18 protein-coding genes are annotated in these 22,478 nt (G+C 71.6%); 9 read left to right on the top strand and 9 right to left on the bottom strand.

The annotated features are described in order from the left end of the window. Positions 1-16: 16 nt before the first annotated feature. Positions 17-889 carry a universal stress protein gene (locus FHS38_RS26245; protein WP_184737499.1) on the bottom strand — a complete coding sequence of 291 codons (873 nt, stop codon included), beginning with the start codon at positions 887-889 and terminating at the stop codon, positions 17-19. Positions 890-1,090: 201 nt separating this feature from the next. On the opposite strand from FHS38_RS26245, the gene FHS38_RS26240 reads away from it, so the two are divergent. Then, entirely contained in the window at positions 1,091-1,969 is an 879-nt protein-coding gene (locus FHS38_RS26240) for a universal stress protein (RefSeq protein WP_184737497.1), read from the top strand. 9 nt (positions 1,970-1,978) lie between these two features. Here FHS38_RS26240 and FHS38_RS26235 read toward each other — a convergent pair whose 3' ends face one another. After that, positions 1,979-2,635 carry a CBS domain-containing protein gene (locus tag FHS38_RS26235; RefSeq protein ID WP_184737495.1) on the bottom strand — a complete coding sequence of 219 codons (657 nt, stop codon included), beginning with the start codon at positions 2,633-2,635 and terminating at the stop codon, positions 1,979-1,981. A gap of 254 nt (positions 2,636-2,889) precedes the next feature. Between FHS38_RS26235 and FHS38_RS26230 the strand changes: the two genes are divergently transcribed. Beyond that, positions 2,890-3,495 carry a hypothetical protein gene (locus tag FHS38_RS26230; protein ID WP_184737493.1) on the top strand — a complete coding sequence of 202 codons (606 nt, stop codon included), beginning with the start codon at positions 2,890-2,892 and terminating at the stop codon, positions 3,493-3,495. 49 nt (positions 3,496-3,544) lie between these two features. Further along, positions 3,545-4,525 (top strand): DUF8017 domain-containing protein, encoded by a 981-nt coding sequence (locus FHS38_RS26225; protein ID WP_184737491.1) that lies wholly within the window; start codon positions 3,545-3,547, stop codon positions 4,523-4,525. A 15-nt stretch (positions 4,526-4,540) separates the two neighbouring features. On the opposite strand, the gene FHS38_RS26220 is transcribed toward FHS38_RS26225, so the two are convergent. The 3 genes from FHS38_RS26220 to FHS38_RS26210 form a co-directional block, all read right to left on the bottom strand. Then, positions 4,541-5,272 carry an alpha/beta fold hydrolase gene (locus FHS38_RS26220; protein WP_184737489.1) on the bottom strand — a complete coding sequence of 244 codons (732 nt, stop codon included), beginning with the start codon at positions 5,270-5,272 and terminating at the stop codon, positions 4,541-4,543. 211 nt (positions 5,273-5,483) lie between these two features. Then, positions 5,484-6,065 carry a GNAT family N-acetyltransferase gene (locus tag FHS38_RS26215; RefSeq protein ID WP_184737487.1) on the bottom strand — a complete coding sequence of 194 codons (582 nt, stop codon included), beginning with the start codon at positions 6,063-6,065 and terminating at the stop codon, positions 5,484-5,486. Continuing rightward, positions 6,055-8,109 carry a penicillin acylase family protein gene (locus FHS38_RS26210; protein ID WP_184737484.1) on the bottom strand — a complete coding sequence of 685 codons (2,055 nt, stop codon included), beginning with the start codon at positions 8,107-8,109 and terminating at the stop codon, positions 6,055-6,057. Before FHS38_RS26210 ends, FHS38_RS26215 begins: the two co-directional genes overlap by 11 nt. Before the next feature lie 396 nt (positions 8,110-8,505). Between FHS38_RS26210 and FHS38_RS26205 the strand changes: the two genes are divergently transcribed. The 5 genes from FHS38_RS26205 to FHS38_RS26185 are packed head-to-tail and all read left to right on the top strand — an operon-like array spanning position 8,506 to position 15,309. Beyond that, positions 8,506-10,080, top strand: coding sequence for a pyridoxal phosphate-dependent decarboxylase family protein (locus FHS38_RS26205; RefSeq protein WP_184737482.1), 1,575 nt, complete (start codon positions 8,506-8,508; stop codon positions 10,078-10,080). Positions 10,081-10,131: 51 nt separating this feature from the next. Then, a complete protein-coding gene (locus FHS38_RS26200; protein WP_184737480.1) occupies positions 10,132-11,430 on the top strand; it encodes a lysine N(6)-hydroxylase/L-ornithine N(5)-oxygenase family protein in 1,299 nt (432 codons plus the stop codon). After that, a complete protein-coding gene (locus FHS38_RS26195; protein ID WP_184737478.1) occupies positions 11,427-12,014 on the top strand; it encodes a GNAT family N-acetyltransferase in 588 nt (195 codons plus the stop codon). The genes FHS38_RS26200 and FHS38_RS26195 overlap by 4 nt, the downstream gene beginning before the upstream one ends. Next, the gene (locus tag FHS38_RS26190; protein WP_184737476.1) at positions 12,011-13,801 is read left to right on the top strand and encodes an IucA/IucC family protein; all 1,791 of its coding nucleotides are present in this window, start codon (positions 12,011-12,013) and stop codon (positions 13,799-13,801) included. The genes FHS38_RS26195 and FHS38_RS26190 overlap by 4 nt, the downstream gene beginning before the upstream one ends. Then, complete coding sequence (locus FHS38_RS26185; RefSeq protein WP_229822865.1) at positions 13,798-15,309, top strand: MFS transporter; 1,512 nt, start codon at positions 13,798-13,800, stop codon at positions 15,307-15,309. Before FHS38_RS26190 ends, FHS38_RS26185 begins: the two co-directional genes overlap by 4 nt. A gap of 4 nt (positions 15,310-15,313) precedes the next feature. Here the strand turns inward: FHS38_RS26185 and FHS38_RS26180 are convergent, their stop codons facing one another. The 4 genes from FHS38_RS26180 to FHS38_RS26165 are packed head-to-tail and all read right to left on the bottom strand — an operon-like array spanning position 15,314 to position 19,026. After that, positions 15,314-15,991 (bottom strand): S26 family signal peptidase, encoded by a 678-nt coding sequence (locus FHS38_RS26180; RefSeq protein ID WP_229822864.1) that lies wholly within the window; start codon positions 15,989-15,991, stop codon positions 15,314-15,316. After that, positions 15,988-17,901: an ABC transporter ATP-binding protein gene (locus FHS38_RS26175; protein ID WP_184737473.1), complete on the bottom strand. Its 1,914-nt coding sequence runs from the start codon at positions 17,899-17,901 to the stop codon at positions 15,988-15,990. Before FHS38_RS26175 ends, FHS38_RS26180 begins: the two co-directional genes overlap by 4 nt. Beyond that, positions 17,898-18,452 carry a thioredoxin domain-containing protein gene (locus tag FHS38_RS26170; RefSeq protein ID WP_184737471.1) on the bottom strand — a complete coding sequence of 185 codons (555 nt, stop codon included), beginning with the start codon at positions 18,450-18,452 and terminating at the stop codon, positions 17,898-17,900. The genes FHS38_RS26175 and FHS38_RS26170 overlap by 4 nt, the downstream gene beginning before the upstream one ends. Before the next feature lie 19 nt (positions 18,453-18,471). Then, positions 18,472-19,026, bottom strand: coding sequence for a MauE/DoxX family redox-associated membrane protein (locus tag FHS38_RS26165; protein ID WP_184737469.1), 555 nt, complete (start codon positions 19,024-19,026; stop codon positions 18,472-18,474). A gap of 637 nt (positions 19,027-19,663) precedes the next feature. Between FHS38_RS26165 and FHS38_RS26160 the strand changes: the two genes are divergently transcribed. After that, positions 19,664-22,426, top strand: a complete 2,763-nt coding sequence (locus FHS38_RS26160; protein ID WP_184737467.1) for a SpoIIE family protein phosphatase — start codon at positions 19,664-19,666, stop codon at positions 22,424-22,426. Positions 22,427-22,478 lie beyond the last annotated feature (52 nt).

Below are 22,478 nucleotides of genomic sequence, written 5' to 3'. Positions count from 1 at the left end.
GAAGCGGGGGTGCCCGTCACATCCGCTCGGGGACGACGGCGACCGGGCAGGGCGCGTGATGCAGCACGGCGTGGTTGACCCGGCCGAGCTGAAGCCCGCCGTGCCCGGACAGCCGCCGCGCGCCGACGACGAGAAGTTCCGCGGTGGCGGCCGCCGTCAGCAGCGCGTGGTGCGCGGAGCCCTCCACGGTCTCGCGGCGCACGTCCACGTCGGGATGGCTGCGCTCGAAGCCCGCGAGGGCGTCGTCCAGGATGTCCGTGGCCTGCCGCCGGTGCGCGGCCTCCGGATCGCCCGTGAAGAGGGGGTTGCCCATCGGGCGGTGCATCGGGGAGCGCCAGGCCCGGACCGCGACCAGTGGGGATCGGCGTGTCTCCGCCTCGCGGAAGGCGAACCGGAGGGCCTGCCCGCTTTCGGCGGCACCACCGACGCCGACCACGACCCCGTGCGGTTCCGTGGCAGGGCCGGGCCGCGCGGTGCGGACCACCACCACCGGGCAGTGGGACCGGCCAGCCAGGGACAGGCTCACCGAGCCCAGGAGCAGCCCGGCGAGCCCGCCCCGGCCCCGCGAGCCGACGACGACCATCGTGGCCGAGCGGGCTTCCTCCAGGAGGGCCGTCACGGCGTCCTGCGGCCGGATCAGCGAGGAGGCCCGTATCTCCGGGGCCAGCCGACGGGCGTGTTCCATCGCCGCGGAGACGATGTGATCGGCGAGGACCTGTTCGGAGGGGCGCTCGGGGTCCGGTGGCCCGCCTCCCTCGTAGCGCTCCCACAAGGAGGCATAGACCATGCGAAGGGGCAGGCCCAGGCGCAGCGACTCCGCCACGGCCCAGTCCACCGCCCGCAGCCCGGTTTCCGACCCGTCCACCCCTACGACCACCGGAATCTCCATGATTCCACCAACTCTCCGCGATCGCCGTAAAGGCCTCATCACCACGGTCGCACCCCGTGGCCCGGGGTGCGAGGGGATCCGGCCCCTGAGCGGGCGGCCGCCGAGCGCCGCATGATGGGAGGGGGAGGAAACCGAGCCCTCTCGTCGGGATTCCGCCCGGAGGGACGCCGAAGTGATCCCGAGGAGATGGAGGCACTCGTCATGGACCCCGTCATCACCGTAGGGCTCGACGGTTCTCCGGAGAGTCGCTCTGCCGCCCTGTGGGCGGCTCAGGAGGCGCGGCTGCGCGGCTGCACGCTGCGGATGCTCCACGCGTGGATCCTGCTCTCCGCCGCCGGGGAGGAGACCACGGCGGAGAGCGACCGGGACTACTGGTCGAAGAAGATCGTCGACGACGCACAACGGGAGGTCCACCGGCTCTACCCGGAGCTGCCGGTCACCGAGGAACTGGTGGCGGAGGACCCCACCCCGGCGTTGCTGGCGGCCGCCGCGGAGTCGGACCTGCTCGTCCTCGGGTCCCGGGGCATGGGGCCCATCGCCGCCTACTTCCTCGGGGACGTCGGCTTGCACGTGGTGGCTCATACCGACACACCCGTGGTGCTCGTCCGCGCCCAGGAGGACACGGCAGCACAGACGCCTCCCCCGGCCGCCGACGGTGAGGTGGTCGTGGGGCTGAACCTGCAGGGCCCGTGCGACCGTCTCCTGGAGTTCGCCTTCGCCGGTGCCGCCCGCCGCGGTGCCACCCTGCACGCCGTCCACGCGGGGAAGCTGCCCGTGCAGGCCTACGCGCCTTGGGGCATGGACCCCGATGTCGTGGAGGACCTGACGCGCGACGCGCGCAAGCTGCTGGGTGACGCGCTGCGTCCGTGGCGGGAGAAGTTCCCGGGGGTGGACGTGAAGGAGAGCGTTCACCTGGAGAGCCCCGCCCGGGTGATCACCAAGGCGGCGGCCGGGGCCGGGTTGCTCGTCATCGGCCGTCGGCACAAGCCCCGGTCCGGCCTGGGGCCGCACATCGGCCCCGTACTGCAGTCCGCCCTGCATCACGCGCCCTGCCCGGTGGCGGTCGCCCCACACGAGTGAGGGACGGGTTCAGGATTCGGAAGCGGCCTCCGCGGCCCGGGCGACCGCCCCGTTGGTGCGGTCGGTGACCGATACGACGCCGTCGACCGCCCGGCACAGGCGCAGCACCAGCGGTACGAGTTCGGGCGGCTCGATCGTGCCGCTGAGCACCACCAGTCCCTGCTCCACCTCGACGCCCACCGCCGCGGGGCTGACCCCGGTCACGTCGTCGAGGACCTCCTCCACGATCTCGGTGCGGATGGCTTTGTCGTCGCGGAGGAACACCCTCAGCAGGTCGCCCCGGCTGACCATGCCGACCAGCCGTCCGTGGCCGTCCACCACCGGCAGCCGCTTGACGTGACGGCCGGCCATCACGCGGGCGGCGGCCACCACACTCACGTCCGGCGTGGTGCACACCGCGGGGCTGGTCATCAGCTGCCCGGCCGTGACCGCCGCGGGACCGGGAGGCAGGGCCGGCAGATCGGATTCCGTGTCGTCCTGAGCCACCTGAGTACGCATCAGGTCCGCCTCGGAAACCACTCCTACGGGCCGGTCGTCGACGTCCACGACGGGGACGGCGGTGATGTCGAACTCGGTCAGCAGGGTCACGATCTCGCGGAAGCCCGTTTCCGGTACCACCCTGACGACCTCTCGGGTCATCACGTCCTTCACTGTCTGGTGTTGCATGCCGTCTCATTCCACGTGCTCGCGGCGACCGGACGACCGCCGTGGATATCAGTCTCCCTCCGTGCGGCCGCGGCTGCCATAAGCCACCGTTTCCACGGTGCGCCGCCCCCGGCGCCCCTCGCCGGGGATTCCCGGGCAAGCGGTCGTAGTGGTTCGCAACAGCCACTTCTCAGCGCACCATGGCGGGCTTAGGCTGCCGCGCAACACCCACGGGCCGGCACCTCACGTGTCACGCCCGCAGAGAGGAGCCCTGCATGCCCTCCACCTTCGGTACGCACAGCGAGGTCGCGAAGACCGTGGAACTGTTGCGGACGGCACTCCCCCCGTTGGAGAAGCACCGACAGAGCCTGGAGACGGAGCTGACCGCGGTCACCGAGCGCCTGGAATCCGTCCGTGCCGCCCTGCACAGTCTTCAGTTGCTCTCCTCCGCCACGCCGACCCCACAGCCGGAAGCCGGGGAGCCCACCCCCGCGAAGCGGAAGGCCGGGAGCCGTGTCAAGGCGAAGACCCCCGCCAAGGCAAGGACCGCCGTCACGTCGAAGGCCACTGTCACGTCGAAGGCCGCCGTCACATCGAAGGCCCGCAAGCCTTCCGCGGCGAAGGCAGCCGCGTCCCCCGCTCCGGCAGCACCGCAGCCGGTGCTGCCGAAGCAGCGGATCCAGGGGCTGACCAGGAACCTCGTGGCGTACCTCGCCCGGGCCGACGCCCCGGTCCGGGCCCGCGAGGCGGCCCTCGCGCTGGGGCGCGAGGACACCCCGGGCAGCATCAACGCCGTGCGTACCGCGCTCGAACGGCTGGTCAAGGCGGGACGGGCACAGCGCACCGGCCGCGGCCTCTACGAAGCGACGTCGGCCGGCTGACGGGCCCTGGCGCACCCCCTCCGATGGCCGACGCATAGGGTTGCTCCTCATGTGGCCAGGACAAACAGCTGCCGGGGGCGAGCGGGACCCGCAGGACCCCCAAGCGAATCCGTACCGACAGCCGAACCCGCACGAGCAGCCCACGCAGACGAACCCGTACCTGGAGCCGCAACAGGCACCGCCGTGGATCGCCCCCACCACCCCGGCCGCGGCACCCCAGCCGCCGCGCGGCGGAGGAAAGAGGACGACCGTCATCGCCGTCGCCGTGGCGGCCGCTGTCGTCATCGCGGCCGGCGTCACCGGCTTCCTGGTCCTGGGCGGCGACAAGGACGACGCGGCGAGCCCCGAACCGACCGAGTCCGCGCCGTCCAAGGCGTCCGAGCCGACGCCCACGGGTGGTGACGACGGACGCGGCGGTGCCGAGCCCAAGCCGGTGGTTCCCGGCTGGAAGGTCGTGGTGAACCCCAAGCGGGGCATCGCCTTCGACGTTCCCGCGAAGTGGCAGCGCAAGGATGCCGACTGGGCCAGCTACGTCTCCGACAACAAGGATCCGGAGGACACCCCCCTCGTCGGGTTCTTGGCCCCGGCGGTACTCGAGGAGCAGTGGTGCACGTCCGACGAGGACAAGAACGGCACCACCGAGAACACCCCGATCGCCGCTGCCGGTTCCCGCGGTGAGAACGGCGCCAAGAGCACCGAGGAGGCCGCCCGCCACAACGTGAGCCAGTGGATCTACGGCGGCTACACCCAGCCGGACCGGTCGAAGGTCAAGCCCGGCACCGTGGAGTCCTTCACCACGGCGTCCGGCATCACCGGCAGCGTGGCGACGGCCACGTCCTCCGGCGTCGGGAAGAAAGGCAAGTGCGGCACCGACGGCAAGGCCACCGCGTTCGCCTTCAAGGACTCCAAGGGCGACTTCGTGTCCTGGACGTTCCACGGCGTGAAGGGCGTGAAGGAGGAGGTTCCGGACGCGACGGTCCGGAAGATCCTCAGCACGGTGCGCCTGACCGGCGGTTCGTCGCGCCAGTGAGGGGAGGGCTCCCGCTCACGGGCGGGAGCCCTCTGCCTCGTCGGATCCGATCCGCTCCTGCCGACCGGCAGGGCGGGCCGGCTCCTCGAGGGACTGGAGCAGAATCTTCACCAGGTCGTCCGGCACATCCCGCATGAGGTTGTGCCTGCTCTCCAGCGCGTGCACCGTCCACGTCGGATCCTCACGCAGCCGCTGATAGGTCGAGGCGAACGGCGACCGGCCGTCCCACAACGTCGCGTAGACGTACTCCCGGCGCCGGAACCGCCCGGCGTCGCCGGTCAGCCGGATCCGCTGGAGGAGCGAAGCCAGCGGATGGGCCGTGGCGCGCGGGTCGAAGAACGGCAGCGACGGGACTGCGTAGCCCGTCTCGCCGACATCCAGATACCACTCCCGCTCGTCGGGGACGAGGCTCCAGCAGGAATCGCCGTCGTCCGGCACGACGGCGTCCAGGTAGACCAGCGAATCCACCCGCTCGGGCACCCGGTCCGCGACCCCGCTGACGACCATCCCCCCGTAGCTGTGGCCGACGAGCACCGCGTCCTCGATCTGCTCGGTCACCAGCACGTCCACCACGTCCTGGATGTGCGTATCGAGATTCACCGTGGAAGTCAGCTGGTCCGCTCGCTCGCTCAGACCGGTGAGCGTCAGCGCGTGGACGCGGTGACCGTGCTGCCGCAGCTGCTCGGCGAGCGCGTCGAAACACCAACCGCCGTGACACATACCCGGGATGAGAACGAAGTCGGCCATGCCTTGCTCCTCTGTGCGGTTCCTCTCGGCGTGGAACCAACTCTGTGGGAAGGCGATCCAGAAGTCCAAGAGCTGACTGTTCCTCCTGACAGAAGCAGTGGTTATGGAGCGGCTTCCTTGCTTCGGTAGGCGGCGGCCTGGGCGTTGAACAGGCGCCGCCCTACCGGTCGGCCCCAGCGGACCGGTAGGGCGTGCGAACCCGGCTTCCTGCTCAGGCGCGGCCCATGAAGGTGTCACGGCTCAGAAAGACCAGCCGGGCCCGCTTCTCGGGAAGGTCGATCTCGGGTCCGGGCACGAACCCCGCCCCGGTGAGACGGGCGATGGCCTTGGCGTTGCGGGCGTCCGGTTCGGCCACGATCCGCTGCCTGCCGGGGTCCGCCAGGACGAAGGTGAGGAACACGGAGAGGAGGGTGTCGGTGAAACCCCGCTCCGGCTCCCCCGCGGCGGGTCCGATCAGGAGGTGGATGCCGAAGTCACCGGGCTGTACGTCGTAGCACGCGCCGACCGGGTCCGACTCCGGCTCGTATGTCTGGAAGAGCGCGACGGGCCGGCCGTCCCGGTGCAGGAGATAGGCGTGGTGGGTGGGGAGGGAGTCCAGGTACTCGTAGATCTCCAGGACCCGCTCGCGGCCCGCCTCCCGCATGCCCCAAAAGCGTGCCCGCTCCTGACCGACCCAGGTGTGGATCACATCGAGGTCGGCCCGGGGGTGCACGGGGACGACACGTACCGTGCCGAAACCCTCGACCACCTGCTCGTGCACGGCCGTCCGGTGGGTGGGGGTCTCAGAGATCATTTCGCTCCTCGGTCAGAAGGTTCCAGTCAGTGACCACGGGGATGAGGTCTCCCCGCAGCCACAGGGGCAGTTGGTCTCGGTGGTGGGCGTCGCCGGGTACACCACTGGCGCCGAAGGGGACCACCCACAGGCTGTTCTCGCGCCGCGCGAGGTCCCAGACGTAGCGTGCCGCGGGTCCGCGCGCGCTGAGGTCGGTGACGCCGGGGACACTGGAGGTGGACAGCACACAGTCGTGGTCGCCGGAGAGCCCCGGCCACCCTCCCGGTTCCTCGCCGGGCAGTGACTGCCACGGCGCGAGCCGATGCGTCTCCCCCCATGCCACCGGCGCGTCAGCCGCGGAGGCCACCTCCTCGACGGCCGCGCGGACGAGTCCGGCCCGGTCGACGCCGGGCAGCACGTCATCGTTCAGCAGATGCTCCAGCGCGAACGCGACCCGTGGGACGAGGGCGAGCCACGGCAGGAACAGGTCCGGGTACGGGGCGGGACCGGCCAGTTCGGCCAGTGCCGGGTGAGCGGCCAGCCGTCGCACCACTTCCGCCCGGACAGCGGCGTATGCTCCGGCGTCCGTGCTGTCGGCCTCCATCCTGCGGTCCCAGCGCAGCAGCCGCTCCCGCAGCCGAAGGGCTTCGGCGCTCAGCCCGTCCAGTCCTGCCAGCAGGTCCAGCAGCGGCCGGGCCGAAGCCGACCAGGTGTCGGTGTGGACGGCCGCCATGTTCTCGGCGGACCAGGACGTCGAGGTTTCCAGCAGCTGACGTATCCGGTCGGCCCGGTGCGGTGGTGCGAACTCGGCGCCCAGCGGTGCGGCCAGGCCCCGCTCGTTCGCCATGACCGCGATGCCGTCGACCACCGCGCGCGGCATCGGCTCGTGCCACCCCTGCCATTCGTGGCCGGGCACCCATGCCGGCACGACGCGCAGTCGGTTGTCCCGGTGTCGCAGCGGCACCCGGCCCGCGACCCGGTGCAGCAGGCCGCCTTCGGTGTCCGCGGCCTGGACGACGTTGACCGGCTCCGTCCACTGGTCGAAGGCCCGGTCCACGTCGGCGACGGTGGTGGCCCGCAGCAGTGCGGGCAGTGTGCCGAAGCCGAGGTCCTCGCGGACCCGTGGTGGGCAGCGGAGGCTGAGGGCGCGCGCGTCGTCCGGGCCGCCGATCACGACCGGGCCGCGCTCGGTCTCGATCACCTCGACCTCGACGGGGTCCGCCCCGGCCACTTCGATGGTCTCGGTGTGGACCGCGGCGGGCCGCCAGCCCCGCGGGCCGAGCGCTTCCACGTCCGTTCCGCGACGGCGTAGCCGTTCCTCGTAGAGGTCCTGGTAGTCGGCCATGGCGTTGGTGATCGCCCAGGCGACACCGCCGGTGTGGCCGAAGTGGGCGATGCCCGGGACGCCCGGGACGGCCAGGCCGACCACGTCGTACTCCGGGCACGCCAGGTGGATCTGCTGGTAAATGCCCGGGTCCTCGATGAAGCGGTGCGGGTCGCCCCCGATGAGCGGGGCCCCGGTGACCGTGCGGTCGCCGGTGACCAGCCAGCCGTTGCTCCCGGAGGTGGCGGGGCCGTCGGTGGCGAACAGCCCGGTCATCCCGGGGCCGAGCAGGCGGGCGACCTCCTCGCGCCAGAGCTTGGCGGGGAAACCCGCGAAGAGGATGTGGTGGGACAGCCAGATCCCCAGGGGCGTCCACGGCTCCCACCGGCCGGGAGCCAGTCCCGTCGCCGCGAACTGCCCCGCCCGCCGCGCTCCGTCGGCGAGGCCGGTGTTGACTCCGTCGACGTATGCCGTGACCCAGGCGCCGGTATCGGCGTCGAGGCCCAGGAAGCAGCGCCGGGCGGTGTCGTCCAGTCGGGCCTGACGGGCGAACCGGTCCCAGCCGACGGCGTCGGCGCCCAGGAAGGCAGCCGTGCCGCCCTGTGACCGGTGGCGTTCGACCTCGATCTGCCAGGCCCGGTCCACGGCGGTGGTGCGGCCCTGAGCGAAGGCGAGTTCGGTCGGGCTGTCGGCCCGCAGATGCGGAATCCCCCAAGCGTCCCGGTAGACCTTGATGCTCACATTGTCTCCTTGGCGCCATGCGCCGGTACGGCCACGCCGGTGGCGGCGGGGCGGCGGGTACGGCCGGACTGTCGGCTACCCGCGGGACCGCATCCGGTCACCGAACTGCCGGGGATCCGTTGCCACTTGGGCGCGGGAACACCGGGGCCGGGGTGCGGCCGGCGAGCGGTGCGGCAGCACCCATCCGGGATGAAACTTAGGTTAGGTTAACCTAAGTCGGCTCGTCGGGCGCCACACCTCGGCGCCGCACCGGAATCCACGCTTCCCCCGTGCGCGACATTCGCCCGAGCCACCCAAAAGGCCAGCTCACCCATGGCGGCCGGCGCTTCCCAGCGCCGAAGTAAGTTAGGTTAGCCTTACCTAAGTCGATCACGTTCGTGACCGGAAGGACAGATCATGAGTTTCCAGGGGCACATCGCCGAAGCCCCTTCGGCAGGAGCCGGGACACAGGCCCCCGGAGCCAGGGCTGCGGGCGCCAGTCCGCACCTCTTCAACCACCGCACGGTCGAGAACTACCGGCGTTCACTCGCCGACGGCGTCGACCGGGTGGCCGCCCGCATCGCCGGCACCGAGCGGCCGTTCAGCGGGATATCCCCCGCCCGGCTCGCGCCCGAAATCGACGGGATCGACCTGGAACAGCCCCTGAACGACCCCACCGCCGCCCTCGACGAACTCGAGGAGGTCTATCTGCGTGACGCCGTCTACTTCCACCACCCGCGCTATCTCGCGCACCTCAATTGCCCGGTGCTGATTCCGGCCCTGCTCGGCGAGGCGGTGCTCACCGCCGTCAACTCCTCGCTCGACACCTGGGACCAGAGCGCGGGCGGCACACTCATCGAGCGCCGCCTGATCGACTGGACGGCCGAACGCATCGGCCTCGGCCAGGACGCCGACGGCATCTTCACCAGCGGCGGCACCCAGTCCAACTTCCAGGCGTTGCTGCTCGCCCGCGACGAGGCCTGCGCACTCGCCGCGAAGAACTCCCCGACCCCGCTCTCGCGCCACGACATCCTGCCGCGCCTGCGCATTCTCACTTCCGAGGCCAGCCACTTCAGCGTCCAGAAGTCGGCGAAGCTGCTCGGCCTCGGCCAGGACGCCGTCATCGCCGTCGGCACCGGCCCCGAGCGGCGCATGCGGCCGGCCGCCCTCGCCCGCGAGATCGAACGCTGCCACGCCGACGACCTGGTGATCATGGCCGTCGTCGCCACGGCCGGCACCACGGACTTCGGCTCCATCGACCCGCTCCCCAAGATCGCCGACCTGTGCGAGTGGGCCGGCCTGTGGCTGCACGTGGACGCGGCCTACGGTTGCGGGCTGTTGGTCTCCCCGACCCGCCGCCACCTGCTCGACGGCATCGAGCGCGCGGACTCCGTGACCGTCGACTACCACAAGTCCTTCTTCCAGCCGGTCAGCTCCAGCGCGGTCCTGGTGCGCGACCGAGCCGTGCTGCGGCACGCGACCTACTACGCCGACTACCTCAACCCGGCCCGCATGGCCGAGCAGCGCATCCCCAACCAGGTCGACAAGAGCATCCAGACCACCCGCCGCTTCGACGCGCTCAAGCTGTGGCTGACGCTGCGCATCATGGGTGCCGACGCGGTCGGCGCGCTCTTCGACGAGGTCATCGACCGCGCGGCCGGGGCCTGGGAACTGCTCACCGACGACCCGCGCTTCGAGGTCGTCACCAAATCCCAGCTCAGCACCGTCGTCTTCCGCTACCTGCCGCCGGAAGGCCCGGCCCGGGACCTGGCCGACGGGGCCAATCTGTTCGCGCGTGAGGCACTGGCAGCCTCCGGCGAGGCCGTCGTGGCCGGCACCAAGGTCGACGGCCACCACTACCTGAAATTCACCCTGCTCAACCCGGAGACCTCGCTGGACGACATCGCGCACGTCCTCGACCTCCTCGCCGAGCACGCCGGCCGGTACGTGAACGAGCGGCTCGCCCCCGAGCTCCGCCACCGCGCCGGCTGAACCCTTCTCCCCTCCCCCCACCTGCCCGTTCCACCCCGCACGGAGACCCCCATGTCCACACATGACTTCATCGCGATCGGGCTGGGCCCCTACAATCTGGGCCTCGCCTGTCTGACCGAACCGCTCGACGAACTCGACGGCCTCTTCCTGGAGAGCAAGCCGCACTTCGACTGGCACCCGGGGATGCTGCTGGACTCCGCCACGCTGCAGACCCCCTTCATGGCCGACCTCGTCACGCTGGCCGACCCCACCTCCCCGTACTCCTTCCTCAGTTACCTCAAGGAATCCGGGCGGCTGTACTCCTTCTACATACGCGAGATCTTCTATCCCGTGCGCAGCGAGTACAACGACTACTGCCGTTGGGCCGCGGCCAAGCTCCGCAGCGTCCGGTTCGGCCATGAGGTGACCTCCGTCGAGTACGACGAGGGCGACGGTCTCTACACCGTCCACGCGGTCGCGGTCGCCACCGGGGAGAAGACCGCGCACCGCGCACGGCACCTCGTGCTCGGCACGGGCACCCCGCCGTACGTCCCGGACGCGTGCCAGGAGCTGGGTGGGGACTTCCTCCACAACTCCCGCTATCTGGAGGGCAAGGCGGAGCTGCAGCGCAAGGAGAGCATCACCGTCGTCGGCAGCGGCCAGAGCGCGGCCGAGATCTATTACGACCTGCTCGGCGACGCGGACACCCACGGCTACCGGCTGAACTGGGTCACCCGGTCCCCGCGCTTCTTCCCGCTGGAGTACACCAAGCTCACGCTGGAGATGACGTCCCCGGAGTACGTGGACTACTTCCACGCCCTCCCCGAAGACACCCGGTACCGGATCGAAGCCGAACAGAAGAGCCTGTTCAAGGGCATCGACGCGGAGCTGATCAACAGCATCTTCGATCTGCTGTACCAGAAGAGCATCGCGGGCCCGGTCCCCACCCGGCTGATGACCAACACCGCGCTGGAGAGCGCCTCGTACGACGAGGCGGCCGGTACGTACACGCTCGGTCTGCGCCATGTGGAGCAGGAGCGGGACTTCTCGCTCACCACCCAGGGCCTCGTCCTGGCCACCGGATACCGCTACCGCCCGCCGGCCTTCCTCGAGCCGCTGCACGACCGGATCCGCTGGGACGGGCACGGGCGCTTCGACGTCGCCCGCAACTACAGCATCGACGTCACCGGACGCGGTGTCTTCCTGCAGAACGCCGGTACCCACACGCACAGCATCACCTCCCCCGACCTGGGCATGGGCCCGTACCGCAACTCCTGGATCATTCGCGAGCTGCTGGGCCGCGAGCACTACCCCGTGGAGAAGGCCATCGCCTTCCAGGAGTTCGGGGCGCCGGAGGGTGTCGTCCGATGAACGAGACCGTCTTCGCCCGTACCGACGAACGGCTCGGGGAATTCACCCTGCGCCCGCTCGACCCGGCCGCCGACGCCGAGCTGGTGCACGGCTGGGTCACCCATCCCAAGGCGGCGTTCTGGATGATGCAGGACGCCGACGTGGCCGAGGTCGCCCAGGCGTACCGCGAGATCGCCGAGCATCCGCACCACGATGCCTTCATCGGACTGCTGGACGGCCACCCCGCCTTCCTGGCCGAACGCTACGACCCCGCCCGGGTCGAGCTGGTGGGACTGTACGTCCCGCAGCCCGGCGACGTCGGCATGCACTTCCTGTGCGCGCCGGCCGACACCCCGGTGCACGGGTTCACCCGTGCCGTGATCACCACGGTCATGGCCTGGCTCTTCGCCGACCCGGCGACCCTGCGCGTCGTGGTCGAACCCGACATACGCAACACCGCCGTCCACACGCTCAACGCCGCCGTCGGCTTCGAGGCCGTGCGCACGATCTCGAAGCCCGAGAAGGACGCGCTGCTGAGCATCTGCACCCGCGACCGGTTCCTCGATTCCACCGAGCCGGCCGCCACCCGAGGAGTGACCGCGTGAACCCCCGTGAAGCCGTCTCCCATCTGACCCCAAACGCCTGGGACCGCGCCAACCGGCAGCTGATCCGTAAGGCGCTCGCCGAGTTCTCCCACGAACGGCTCCTCGCCCCCGAGCGGACCCCGGACGGCCGGTACGTCGTACGCGGTGACGACGGGTCGGTCGAGTACCGCTTCGCCGCCCGTCTGCTGGCCCTCGACCACTGGCACATCGACGCGGACAGCATCACCCGGCACCGTGGTGACACCGAACTCCCGCTGGACGCACTCGATTTCCACATCGAGCTGCGCGACGCGCTCGGCCTCGCCGACAAGATCCTCCCGGTCTACCTGGAGGAGATCAGCTCCACCCTGGCGGGCACGGCCTACAAGCTCGGCAAGCCACAGATCACGGCCGCCGAACTGGCCGAGGCGGACTTCCAGGCGATAGAGACCGGAATGACCGAGGGTCACCCCGGCTTCGTCGCCAACAACGGCAGGCTCGGCTTCGGCGTGGACGAGTACCACGCGTACGCCCCCGAGACCGCGAGCCCCGTGCGGCTGATCTGGCTGGCGGCCCACCGCGACCACTCCACCTTCACCTCGGGTGCGGGCCTCGACTACGACGCCCTGATGCGCGCGGAGCTGGGCGAGCCGGTCCTCGCCCGCTTCGCGGACACCATGACGGGCCTCGGCCTGGACCTCGCCGACTACCACCTCATCCCCGTGCATCCCTGGCAGTGGTGGAACAAGCTGTCGGTGACCTTCGCCGCCGAGCTCGCCCGGCAGCGCCTGGTCTGCCTCGGCCCCGGCGAGGACGACTACCTCGCCCAGCAGTCGGTCCGCACCTTCTTCAACACCAGCGCCCCGTCCAAGCACTACGTGAAGACGGCCCTGTCGGTGCTGAACATGGGCTTCATGCGGGGCCTCTCGGCCGCGTACATGGAGGCGACCCCGGCCATCAACGACTGGCTCGCCCACCTCGTCGACAACGACGACGTCCTGCGCCGGGCGCGCCTGTCGATCATCCGCGAGCGGGCGGCCGTCGGCTACCACCACCGCCAGTACGAGGCCGCCACCGACCGCCACTCCCCCTACCGCAAGATGCTCGCCGCGCTGTGGCGCGAGAGCCCCGTCGCCGGTCTCGAACCGGGCCGGCGCCTGGCCACCATGGCCGGCCTGCTCCACACCGACCACGAGGGCCGTTCCTTCGCGGCCGCGCTGATCGAGCAGTCCGGGCTCGCGCCCGAGGTGTGGCTGCGGCGCTACCTCGACGCGTATCTGACGCCGCTGCTGCACAGCTTCTACGCCTACGACCTGGCCTTCATGCCGCACGGCGAGAACGTCATCCTGGTCCTGGACGGCGGCACGGTCGAGCGGGTGATCTTCAAGGACATCGCCGAGGAGATCGTCGTGATGGACCCGGACGCGGCCCTGCCGCCGGAGGTCCGGCGTGTCCGGGCCGACGTGCCCGAGGACATGAAGCTCCTGTCGATCTTCACCGACGTCTTCGACTGCTTCTTCCGCTACCTCAACGGCATCCTGGCCACCGAGGGCGCCCTGGCGGAGGAGACCTTCTGGCGGACCGTCGCCGAGTGCGTCCGCGACTACCAGGCGTCCGTCCCGCACCTGGCCGAGAAGTTCGAGCAGTACGACATGTTCGCGGAGCGGTTCGCGCTGTCCTGCCTCAACCGGCTGCAGCTGCGCGACAACCAGCAGATGGTCGACCTGACGGACCCCTCGGCCGCCCTCCAGCTGGTGGGTGACCTGGCCAATCCCCTCGCCCGCTTCGCCCCGCGGTCCCGGCCGTGACGGTGACTTCGGACGCCACCGGGACCACGGCCGGGGCCCGGCTCCCCACCCGGTGGCTGGTCCTCGCGGTGATCTGCCTGGCGCAGCTCACCGTGCTGCTGGACAACACCGTCCTGAACGTGGCGGTGCCGTCCCTCACCAGGGACCTGGGCGCGAGCACCGCGGACGTCCAGTGGATCATCAACGCGTACTCGCTCGTGCAGTCCGGTCTGCTGCTCGCCGGGGGCAGCGCCGCCGACCGCTACGGTCGCAAGAAGATGCTGCTCGTCGGCCTCGCGCTGTTCGGTGTGGGATCGCTGGCGGCCGGGTTCGCCGATTCCACCGGGGAGTTGATCGCGGCCCGTGCGGGCATGGGCGTCGGCGGTGCGCTGCTGCTGACCACCACCCTCGCCGTCGTCATGCAGATATTCGACGCCGAGGAGCGCCTGCGGGCGATCGGCGTCTGGGCCGCGGTGAACGCCCTCGGCTTCGCCGCCGGCCCCCTGCTCGGTGGTGTGATGCTCGCCCACTTCCGGTGGGGGGCGATCTTCCTGGTCAACATCCCGGTGGTGCTGCTCGGCCTCGTCGCGGCCTGGGCGCTGGTGCCCGAGTCGAAGAGCGCGGCCGGGCAGCGGCCCGATCTGCTCGGCGCGCTGCTGTCCACCGTGGGCATGGCCGCGGTCGTCTTCGCGGTCGTCTCGGGGCCGGAGCACGGCTGGGGCACGGGCCGGGTGCTGCTGCCGGCCCTGGGCGGTGTGCTCGTCCTCGGTGTCTTCGCGCTGTGGGAGAGCCGTGTCCCGCACCCCATGCTGGACCTGCGCTTCTTCCGCGACCGCCGGTTCGTGGGGGCCATCGTGGGCGTCGTCCTCATCACCTTCGGCAGCACCGGTGCGCTCTTCCTGCTGACCCAGCAGCTCCAGTTCGTCCGCGGCTACACACCGCTGGAGGCGGGCCTGCGGACGGCGCCGTTCGCGCTCACGGTCGTCGCCCTGAACTTCACCGGGATCTCGACACGGCTGCTGCGCCGCCTCGGGCTGCCGCTCGCCATCGCCCTCGGTGTGGGGACGCTGGCGGGCGGGTTCGCGGTCGTCGGAGCCTTCCCCGCGGAGGGCTACGGGGTGCTGCTGACCGGCCTCGTCCTCATGGGCGCGGGCTGCGCGCTCGCCAACCCGGCCATCGCCGAGGCGATCATGGGTGCGATTCCGCCGGAGAAGGCCGGGGCCGGAGCCGGGGTCGACGGCACCATGTCCGAACTCGGCGGCAGTCTCGGCGTCGCCGTCCTGGGCGCCGTCATGAACTCCCGGTTCACCGCCCTGCTCCCCGTGGGCCTCGCCGGCGCGGGATCGCTTCCCGCCGCCCTGGCGGACGCCCGCACGGAAGGGGAGCGGGCGGACGTGCTGGACGCGTTCGCCTCGGGGGTGGAGACCAGCCAGTTGGCGGGCGCGGCGGTGGTGCTCCTCGGCGGCGCTCTCGCGGCGCTGCTGCTGCACAGGGCCGAGCGGCGGAAGGGGGACGCCGGGAAAGCGTAGGCCGTCACCGCACCGCCGACGCACCGGGATACCGTCGCCGTACCGTTCCCAGCACGCGGTCGGTCGGGAAGTACCCCACGTCACGCGAGTCGAAGCTGACCGCCCGGTTGTCCCCGAGGAGGACCAGGCCGCCGTCCGGCACATGCGTGCCGGGCAGGGCGGCCGACGGCACCGGGTCGCCCGCCACCGCGGCCACGCGTTTGATCAGCCATTGCCGTCCGTGCACCTCGGCCGCGGTGGCGGTGCGCCGCACGGGCGGTGCGGCCCAGGTGCCGTCCTTCGCCGGCCGCTCGGCCACGACCACCTGCCCCACCACCGAGGGCCCGGGTCCGCGGCGCACCAGGACCCGGTCCCCGTCCCGGTAGGCCGGCGCCATGCTCGCCCCGCGCACGGTGACCGTGACGAATCCGCGCGTCGCCACCGCGGAGAGGAGCAGTCCCAGGCCCGTCGTCACCGTCGCCGCGCCGCAGAGCATCGCCCACGGCCCCGTCCCGGCACGCAGCAACACCGCCGTACCGACCGTCAGGAGGGCGAGAAGCGGTGTCGCGACCCGTACGAACGGCGGGCGGCGACGGGCGGGCGCGGCGCGACGGGCGGGCGGCGCGGGGTGGGGCGGCGCGAGGGAGACGGCCGGTGGAAGCGCCCGCTGTTCGAGCGGGTCCGGCCCCGGCGCGCCCGTCATGGCCGCTCTCCCTCGGGTGCCGGTTCACCGTCGGGCCGGTAGCCGGCGGCCTGCAGGGCGAACAGACGCGCGTACTGTCCTCCTGCGTCGATCAGCGTGGCGTGCGGGCCCTGTTCGACGATCCGTCCGTCGTCCAGTACGGCGATGAGGTCGGCGTCGCGCACCGCCCCGAGCCGGTGCGAGATGAGCAGGCCGGTCCGTTCGCCCCGATGGGCTCGCAGCGCGGTGTGGATCTCGTGCTCGGCCTCGGCGTCGAGCCCCGCCGAGGGCTCGTCCAGGATCATCAGATCGCGTCGGTCACGCAGGAACGCGCGGGCGAGCGCGAGCCGTTGGCGCTGTCCGCCGGAGAGGACGACGCCGGTCTCCGGGTCCTCCTTGTCGGATTCCATGAAGAACCGTCGCGACAGCAGCGTGTCGTATCCGTGCGGCAGGCCGGCGAGCTTGTCGTGGATACCCGCCCGCCGGGCGGCGGCCTGGACGCGCGGGCGGTCGTCGAGCGCCGTCAGATCGCCGAGGGCGATGTTCTCCGCCGCCGTCATGTCGTAGTGCATGTAGTCCTGGAACACCGCGCCGATCCGCCGTCGCAGCTCCGTCACGTCGACGGCGCGGATGTCCACGCCGTCCCACAGCACGGCGCCGTGGTCGGGGTCGTAGAACCGGCACAACAGCTTCACCAGCGTGGACTTTCCGGCGCCGTTCAGCCCGACCAGGGCGAGCACCCCACCGTGCGGGACGCGCAGGCTGACGCCCCGCAGCACCCACGGGTGTTCCTCGGAATAGCGGAACCAGACATCCCGCAGTTCGATGCCACGGACCAGGGGGGTGAGGTGCGCGGGCCGCTCGGGTGCGGCCAGATCAGGTCCGGCATCCGTCACGGCGAGATAGTGCTCGAACATCAGCAACGCCTGGTGGGACCGGGCGACTTCGCCGGCCAGGGTGGCCAGCGCGCCCTGCACTCCGGCGACCGCGGCCACGAACATCACGACGTCGCCCGCCGAGAGGGTCCCGGCGTGCGCGGCCGTCACCGCCCAGAGCAGGCCGCCGCCGGAGACGAGCCCGGCGAGCAGTCCCAGTCCCGACTGGACCAGGGCCTCGCGTCGGTCCACCGACCGCTTCGCGGCGTTGGCGGTACGGCGGTCGTCGAGCATCCGGTACCGCAGGAAGGCACCGATGCCGAACAGCCGTATCTCCTTGGCCGCCTCCACGCTGGACAACAGCTCGCTGTAGAACATCTCCCTGCGTTCGATCGGGCCGATGTTCCAGAGCGTGCGCGCTTTGCGCCGGGCCATCGCGATCTCGGACAGCAGGGTGGGCACCGAGGCCGCCAGCACCAGTACGGTCATCAACGGGCTGAGCAGGAACAGCGATCCGAGGAATCCCACGATCGTGATGGCTGCCCGGGCGATGCCGATGGCGCCGTCGACGGCTTGGCCGGGGGTGCCCCCGCCTGCGCTCTGCGCGAGCCTCAGCCGGTCCAGGAAGCGGGGGTCCTCGAACCGTCCCAGGCCGGCGAAGCCCTCCACGGCCGTGAACAACCGGTCCTCGGCGAGCAGCCCCACCCTGCGGCCGAGTTCCGCGCGCAAGTACTGGGCGGCCTGCGGCAGGACCCCGAGGGCGACACTCGCCGCGGCGAGCCCCGCTCCCAGGCCGACCAACCTTCCCAGGGGGGCGTCACCGCTCAGGCCGTCCAGCATCAGCTTGGTCAGCCACGCGGTGGCCACCGGGAGCGCACCCGTCCCGAGCGTGAGCACCAGATAGACACCGAGCGTGCCGGGTGCCGCCTTCGCCACGAGCGCGCCCGCCGCGACGATCCGTCGTATCTGCGGAACGCGGCTCGCCGACCGCTCCCCGGGCGGATCCGCGCCCGGGGCGGCCGGGGCGGCGGGCTCCTCGGGTGACGGCCCGCTCATGCCACCACGGTGGGGGTGTCCAGCAGTTGCACCCGGTTGTCCGCGATCACGGGCCGGCCGTCGCCGTTCGGGGCCACCTTGAACAACGCCGGGAACCCCTTGATCTGGAACGCGGACGTCAGCACGGTGTCACTGCCCTCGACCACGACCCGGGCAACCGGGCTCAGCTCGGCGACCTGCCCCGCGGCACGGTCGGTGGCGCCGACCACGACGGCCAGCACCCGGTCCCGGCCGCCGCCCGCCGCCCGGGCGTGGGCGACGAACTTCGGCAGCATCTCCTGGCAGGGTTCGCAGTTGGGCGAGAAGAACGCCACCAGGGTGTCACCGGCCAGCGATTCGCGGGTCAGCATCTCACCGTCGACGGTGACGGCGGTGAACTCGCCGATCTCCGCGCCCACCGCGAGGACGGGGGGCCTGCCCGGCATGTTGCCGGACACCTCGAGCAACAACGCGGTGTGTTCCCGCAGCCGTTTGACCACACCCAGCGTCAGGATGAGGTCCAGCACGCAGAGCGCCCCCACCAGCACCACTGCCGCGATCATGACGGGCATGTCGTCGTCTCCTCAGGGCTCATCGGCCGCGCGCGGGGCCCGAGGGCCGGTGCACGGGCCGGAACAGGTCGAGAACGTCGTCGAGTGTCGCCACCAATGCGCCCAGCAGCAGGCCGCCGAGCACCGCCACGGCCGCCCCGCCCGGATCGACCGGGCCGGAGACGAGCACGGCGACCGCGCCGACGACCGCCAGCGCGGTGAGAACCAGATTGCGGACGATGTGCCGCGGGCCGAGCGGGCTCGCCGACACGCCGAAACAACGGCAGGGCGTCCGCGCACCGCGCCGCATCGAGAGCGCGATCCCGGAGGTGAACACCACCAGCAGACCGGCGCCCACCGCGAACCCCGCCGCGGCGACGGCCGGCACCGGTGCCGTGAGCGCCGGCCACACTGCGAACTCTGCGGTCACCACCGTGCGCGCCACCGCCCGGGCCCGGTGCCGTGGCACGACCCGCATGTCTCCCACGGAGGAGACGAACCGGCCGAAGGCTCCTCGTCCGGTCACCTTGCCGATCGACGAGGCGAGGAACACCGCCCCGATCAGAGCGCGGATCCCGAGCGCCACATACCCCACCCGGCTGCCTCCTCCGGCTGTCGTCGCCGTCAGCGCGCCCGCGCCCGGCGGGCGGCGTCGCCGGCCGGGGAAACCGGAGCCGGAGCGCACGGTTCCGGCCAGTGCGGCCAGTGCGTGTGTGCTCGATGGCGGCGGTATCCCTCGACCGGCCACTCTTGCCTGGTGCGGCTGCTAGCAGTGACAGATCACAGTCGGACAACCTGACGAGTTGCAGCAGGCGTAGCAGGGTGCGTTGTAGCCGCACTTACCGGAGCACTGCCAGCAGGCCGGGTAGTTGCGGCAGGCGAGGATCTCCGCCGCCGCGGCGTCGATCCCGGGCACGAACAACCCGAGAACCCGGCTGCCTAGCGCTGTGAGCTTTGCGTACATGTGCACACTCCTCACGTGGTCGGGCGAGCATCCGGTGCTTTCGCCGCTTGAGTCTCACCGCGTTGCCATGAGGCGGATAGGGCTTTTTCCGGTCGCGCGCGGGGCACGGCCTGATCTGCCGGACGATCTTCGGTCAGCCGGAATCGTCCTTGACCCGCCGCCGCACCAGGACAAAATACGCACGCATATTCGATTTTACGGGCCTTCCGTCTCCCCGGCTCCGCGCATATCGTTCGCGTCGCGGAAGGGTGCGGGGTAGACATGGGGTATGGCCCGAATCCGGGGCCGGTCCTGGGGGCCCTCGGGCCGCTGGTTCGCCGGTCGGCGCTCAGGTAGCCGGCGTGAGCGGCGCAAGCGCCACGGCTCGCGGGCGCCGTCGGCACGGCGTCTGTGGGCCGTGGCGCGTTCGCGCAGCGTCGCCGGGCAGATGTTCGTGCTCCAGGTCCTGATCGTGCTGCTGCTCGTGGTGGCCGCGGTGGTCACCCTGCTGCTCCAGGCCCGCAGTGACAGATTCCAGGCGGCTCGCGACCGTTCGCTGGCGGCTGCCCAGACGTTCGCCCACTCGCCCGGACTGGTGCAGACACTGCGCGGCCCCGATCCCACCGCGGTGCTCCAGCCGCTGACCGAGGCCGCCCGGATGGAGGGCGGGGTCGACTTCGTCGTCGTGACCAACCGGGACGGCATCCGCTACACCCACCCCAAGCCGGAGCTGATCGGCCAGAAGTTCATCGGCACGATCGGACCGTCGCAGCAGGGCGGCGTCACCGTCGAGAGCGTCGACGGGCCGCTCGGCGAAGAGGTGCAGGCGGTGGTCCCGGTGAAGGACGCACGCGGCACGGTCGTGGGCCTGGTGTCCTCCGGGGTCAAGGTCAGCGCGGTGAGCAGCGCGTTCGACCGGCAGCTGCCCGTCGTCCTCGGCGCCGGCGCCGCCGGACTGGCCCTGGCCACGGCCGGCACGGCGCTGGTGAGCAGACGGCTGCGGCGCCAGACCCACGGCCTCGGACCGTCCGAGATGACCCGGATGTACGAGCACCACGACGCGGTACTGCACGCGGTGCGCGAAGGCGTGGTCATCGTCGGCGGCGACGGCCGCGTCATGCTCGCCAACGACGAGGCCCGCAGACTGCTCGACCTGCCCACCGACGTGGAGGGGCGGCACGTCACCTCACTCGGCCTCGACCCCCGAATGGCCGAACTGCTGGTCTCCCGCCGCGTCGCCACCGACGAGGTGCTCCCCGTCGGCGACCGGCTGCTGGCGGTGAACAACCGGCCGACGGACCGCCGCGGAGGCCCGCCCGGCAGCGTGGCCACCCTGCGGGACTCCACCGAGCTGCGCGCGCTCGCGGGGAAGGCCGAGGCCGCGCGCGGCCGGCTGCGGCTGCTGTACGACGCGAGCGTGAGCGTCGGTACGACCCTGGACGTCAAGCGCACCGCCGAGGAGCTCGCCCAGGTGGCCGCTCCCCGGTTCACCGACTACGCCACCGTCGACCTCGCCGAGCCCGTCCTGCGCGGCGAGGAGCCCCGGGCGGGGGTGGGGGGCGAGGCGCCGCAGTTGCGGCGCGTGGCGCTCACCGGCACACCGGACGACCATCCGCTGTACCGCGCCGGCGAGCTGATCACGTTCGCCGCGCCGACTCCGCAGGCCACGGGCTTCGTCGGCGGCCACCCCGTGCTCGTGCCGGATCTGGCGTCCTCCACCGCCTGGCGCACACAGGACCCAACCCGTACCCAGGCGGTCCTGGACTACGGCTTCCACTCGCTCATCACCGTCCCGCTGAAGGCACGGGGCGTGCTCATGGGGATCGTCAACTTCTGGCGCACCGGGGAGAGCGAGCCCTTCGAGGAGGACGACCTGTCGCTCGCCGAGGAGCTGGCGGCCCGCGCCGCGGTCTGCATCGACAACGCGCGCCGTTTCACGCGCGAGCACGCCATGGCGGTGACTCTCCAGCACAGCCTGCTGCCGCGCGGGCTGCCCGAGCAGAACGCCCTCGACATCGCCTACCGCTACCTTCCCGCCCAGGCCGGGGTCGGCGGTGACTGGTTCGACGTCATCCCGCTGTCCGGCACCCGCGTCGCCCTGGTCGTCGGCGACGTGGTCGGGCACGGGCTGCACGCCGCCGCCACGATGGGCCGGCTGCGCACGGCCGTGCAGAACTTCTCGACCCTCGACCTGCCGCCCGACGAACTCCTCGGACACCTCGACGAGCTCGTCGGCCGCATCGACCAGGAAGCCGAGGCCGCCTCGGCGGGCGGGGAGGCCACGATCGCGGGCGCCACCTGTCTGTACGCGATCTACGACCCGTCGTCGGGCACCTGCCAGCTGGCCAGGGCCGGCCATCCCCTGCCCGCGGTCGTCGGCCCCGACGGCACCGTGGACTTCCCCGAGATCCCCGCCGGCCCGCCCCTCGGCCTGGGCGGCCTGCCCTTCGAGGCCGCGGAACTGCGGCTGCCGGAGGGCAGCAGCCTGGTCCTGTACACCGACGGGCTCATCGAGGACCGCAAACGGGACATCGACATCGGCCTGGAGATCCTGCGCGCCACACTGGCGCACGTCGGCCGGACGCCCCACGAGGTCTGCGAGGCGGTGATCAGCGCCCTGCTGCCCGCCCGCCAGAGCGACGACATCGCCCTCCTCGTGGCCCGCACCCGGGTTCTGGAGCCGGACCGGATCGCCGACTGGGAGCTGCCCTCCGACCCCGCGGCCGTCGCCGGCGCACGCGCCGAGGTCACCCGGCAGCTGACGCGGTGGGGCCTGGAGGAGACGGGGTTCACCACCGAACTGATCCTCAGCGAACTGATCACCAACGCCATTCGCTACGCCTCCGGCCCGATCGGCGTGCGGCTGCTCCACGACCGCACCCTGATCTGCGAGGTCTCCGACACCAGCAGCACCTCGCCGCACCTGCGCTACGCGGCCGCCGAGGACGAGGGGGGCCGCGGCCTGTTCCTCGTCGCCCAGCTCGCCGAACGCTGGGGTACCCGCTACACCCCCGAGGGCAAGGTCATCTGGGCCGAACAGCTCCTGCCCTGAGGGCCTCCTCCCGAGGGGAGCCACGCCCGGGGGGCGGTGGCCGCCGCCCGTC

This window comes from Streptomyces netropsis (assembly GCF_014203545.1).
GTDB classification, from domain to species: domain Bacteria; phylum Actinomycetota; class Actinomycetes; order Streptomycetales; family Streptomycetaceae; genus Streptomyces; species Streptomyces netropsis.
Note: the sequence above shows the minus strand (reverse complement) of the source record. Positions and strands in the feature narration are given on the sequence as shown.

What these genes read in the sequence shown, in the direction of transcription:
- FHS38_RS26235 (WP_184737495.1), bottom strand. Translation starts at nt 2,635, where the DNA reads ATGCAACACCAGACAGTGAAGGACGTGATGACCCGAGAGGTCGTCAGG.
- FHS38_RS26200 (WP_184737480.1), top strand. Translation starts at nt 10,132, where the DNA reads ATGTCCACACATGACTTCATCGCGATCGGGCTGGGCCCCTACAATCTG.
- FHS38_RS26220 (WP_184737489.1), bottom strand. Translation starts at nt 5,272, where the DNA reads ATGGCCGACTTCGTTCTCATCCCGGGTATGTGTCACGGCGGTTGGTGT.
- FHS38_RS26230 (WP_184737493.1), top strand. Translation starts at nt 2,890, where the DNA reads ATGCCCTCCACCTTCGGTACGCACAGCGAGGTCGCGAAGACCGTGGAA.
- FHS38_RS26225 (WP_184737491.1), top strand. Translation starts at nt 3,545, where the DNA reads ATGTGGCCAGGACAAACAGCTGCCGGGGGCGAGCGGGACCCGCAGGAC.
- FHS38_RS26175 (WP_184737473.1), bottom strand. Translation starts at nt 17,901, where the DNA reads ATGAGCGGGCCGTCACCCGAGGAGCCCGCCGCCCCGGCCGCCCCGGGC.
- FHS38_RS26195 (WP_184737478.1), top strand. Translation starts at nt 11,427, where the DNA reads ATGAACGAGACCGTCTTCGCCCGTACCGACGAACGGCTCGGGGAATTC.
- FHS38_RS26205 (WP_184737482.1), top strand. Translation starts at nt 8,506, where the DNA reads ATGAGTTTCCAGGGGCACATCGCCGAAGCCCCTTCGGCAGGAGCCGGG.
- FHS38_RS26160 (WP_184737467.1), top strand. Translation starts at nt 19,664, where the DNA reads ATGGCCCGAATCCGGGGCCGGTCCTGGGGGCCCTCGGGCCGCTGGTTC.
- FHS38_RS26215 (WP_184737487.1), bottom strand. Translation starts at nt 6,065, where the DNA reads ATGATCTCTGAGACCCCCACCCACCGGACGGCCGTGCACGAGCAGGTG.
- FHS38_RS26180 (WP_229822864.1), bottom strand. Translation starts at nt 15,991, where the DNA reads ATGACGGGCGCGCCGGGGCCGGACCCGCTCGAACAGCGGGCGCTTCCA.
- FHS38_RS26245 (WP_184737499.1), bottom strand. Translation starts at nt 889, where the DNA reads ATGGAGATTCCGGTGGTCGTAGGGGTGGACGGGTCGGAAACCGGGCTG.
- FHS38_RS26170 (WP_184737471.1), bottom strand. Translation starts at nt 18,452, where the DNA reads ATGCCCGTCATGATCGCGGCAGTGGTGCTGGTGGGGGCGCTCTGCGTG.
- FHS38_RS26240 (WP_184737497.1), top strand. Translation starts at nt 1,091, where the DNA reads ATGGACCCCGTCATCACCGTAGGGCTCGACGGTTCTCCGGAGAGTCGC.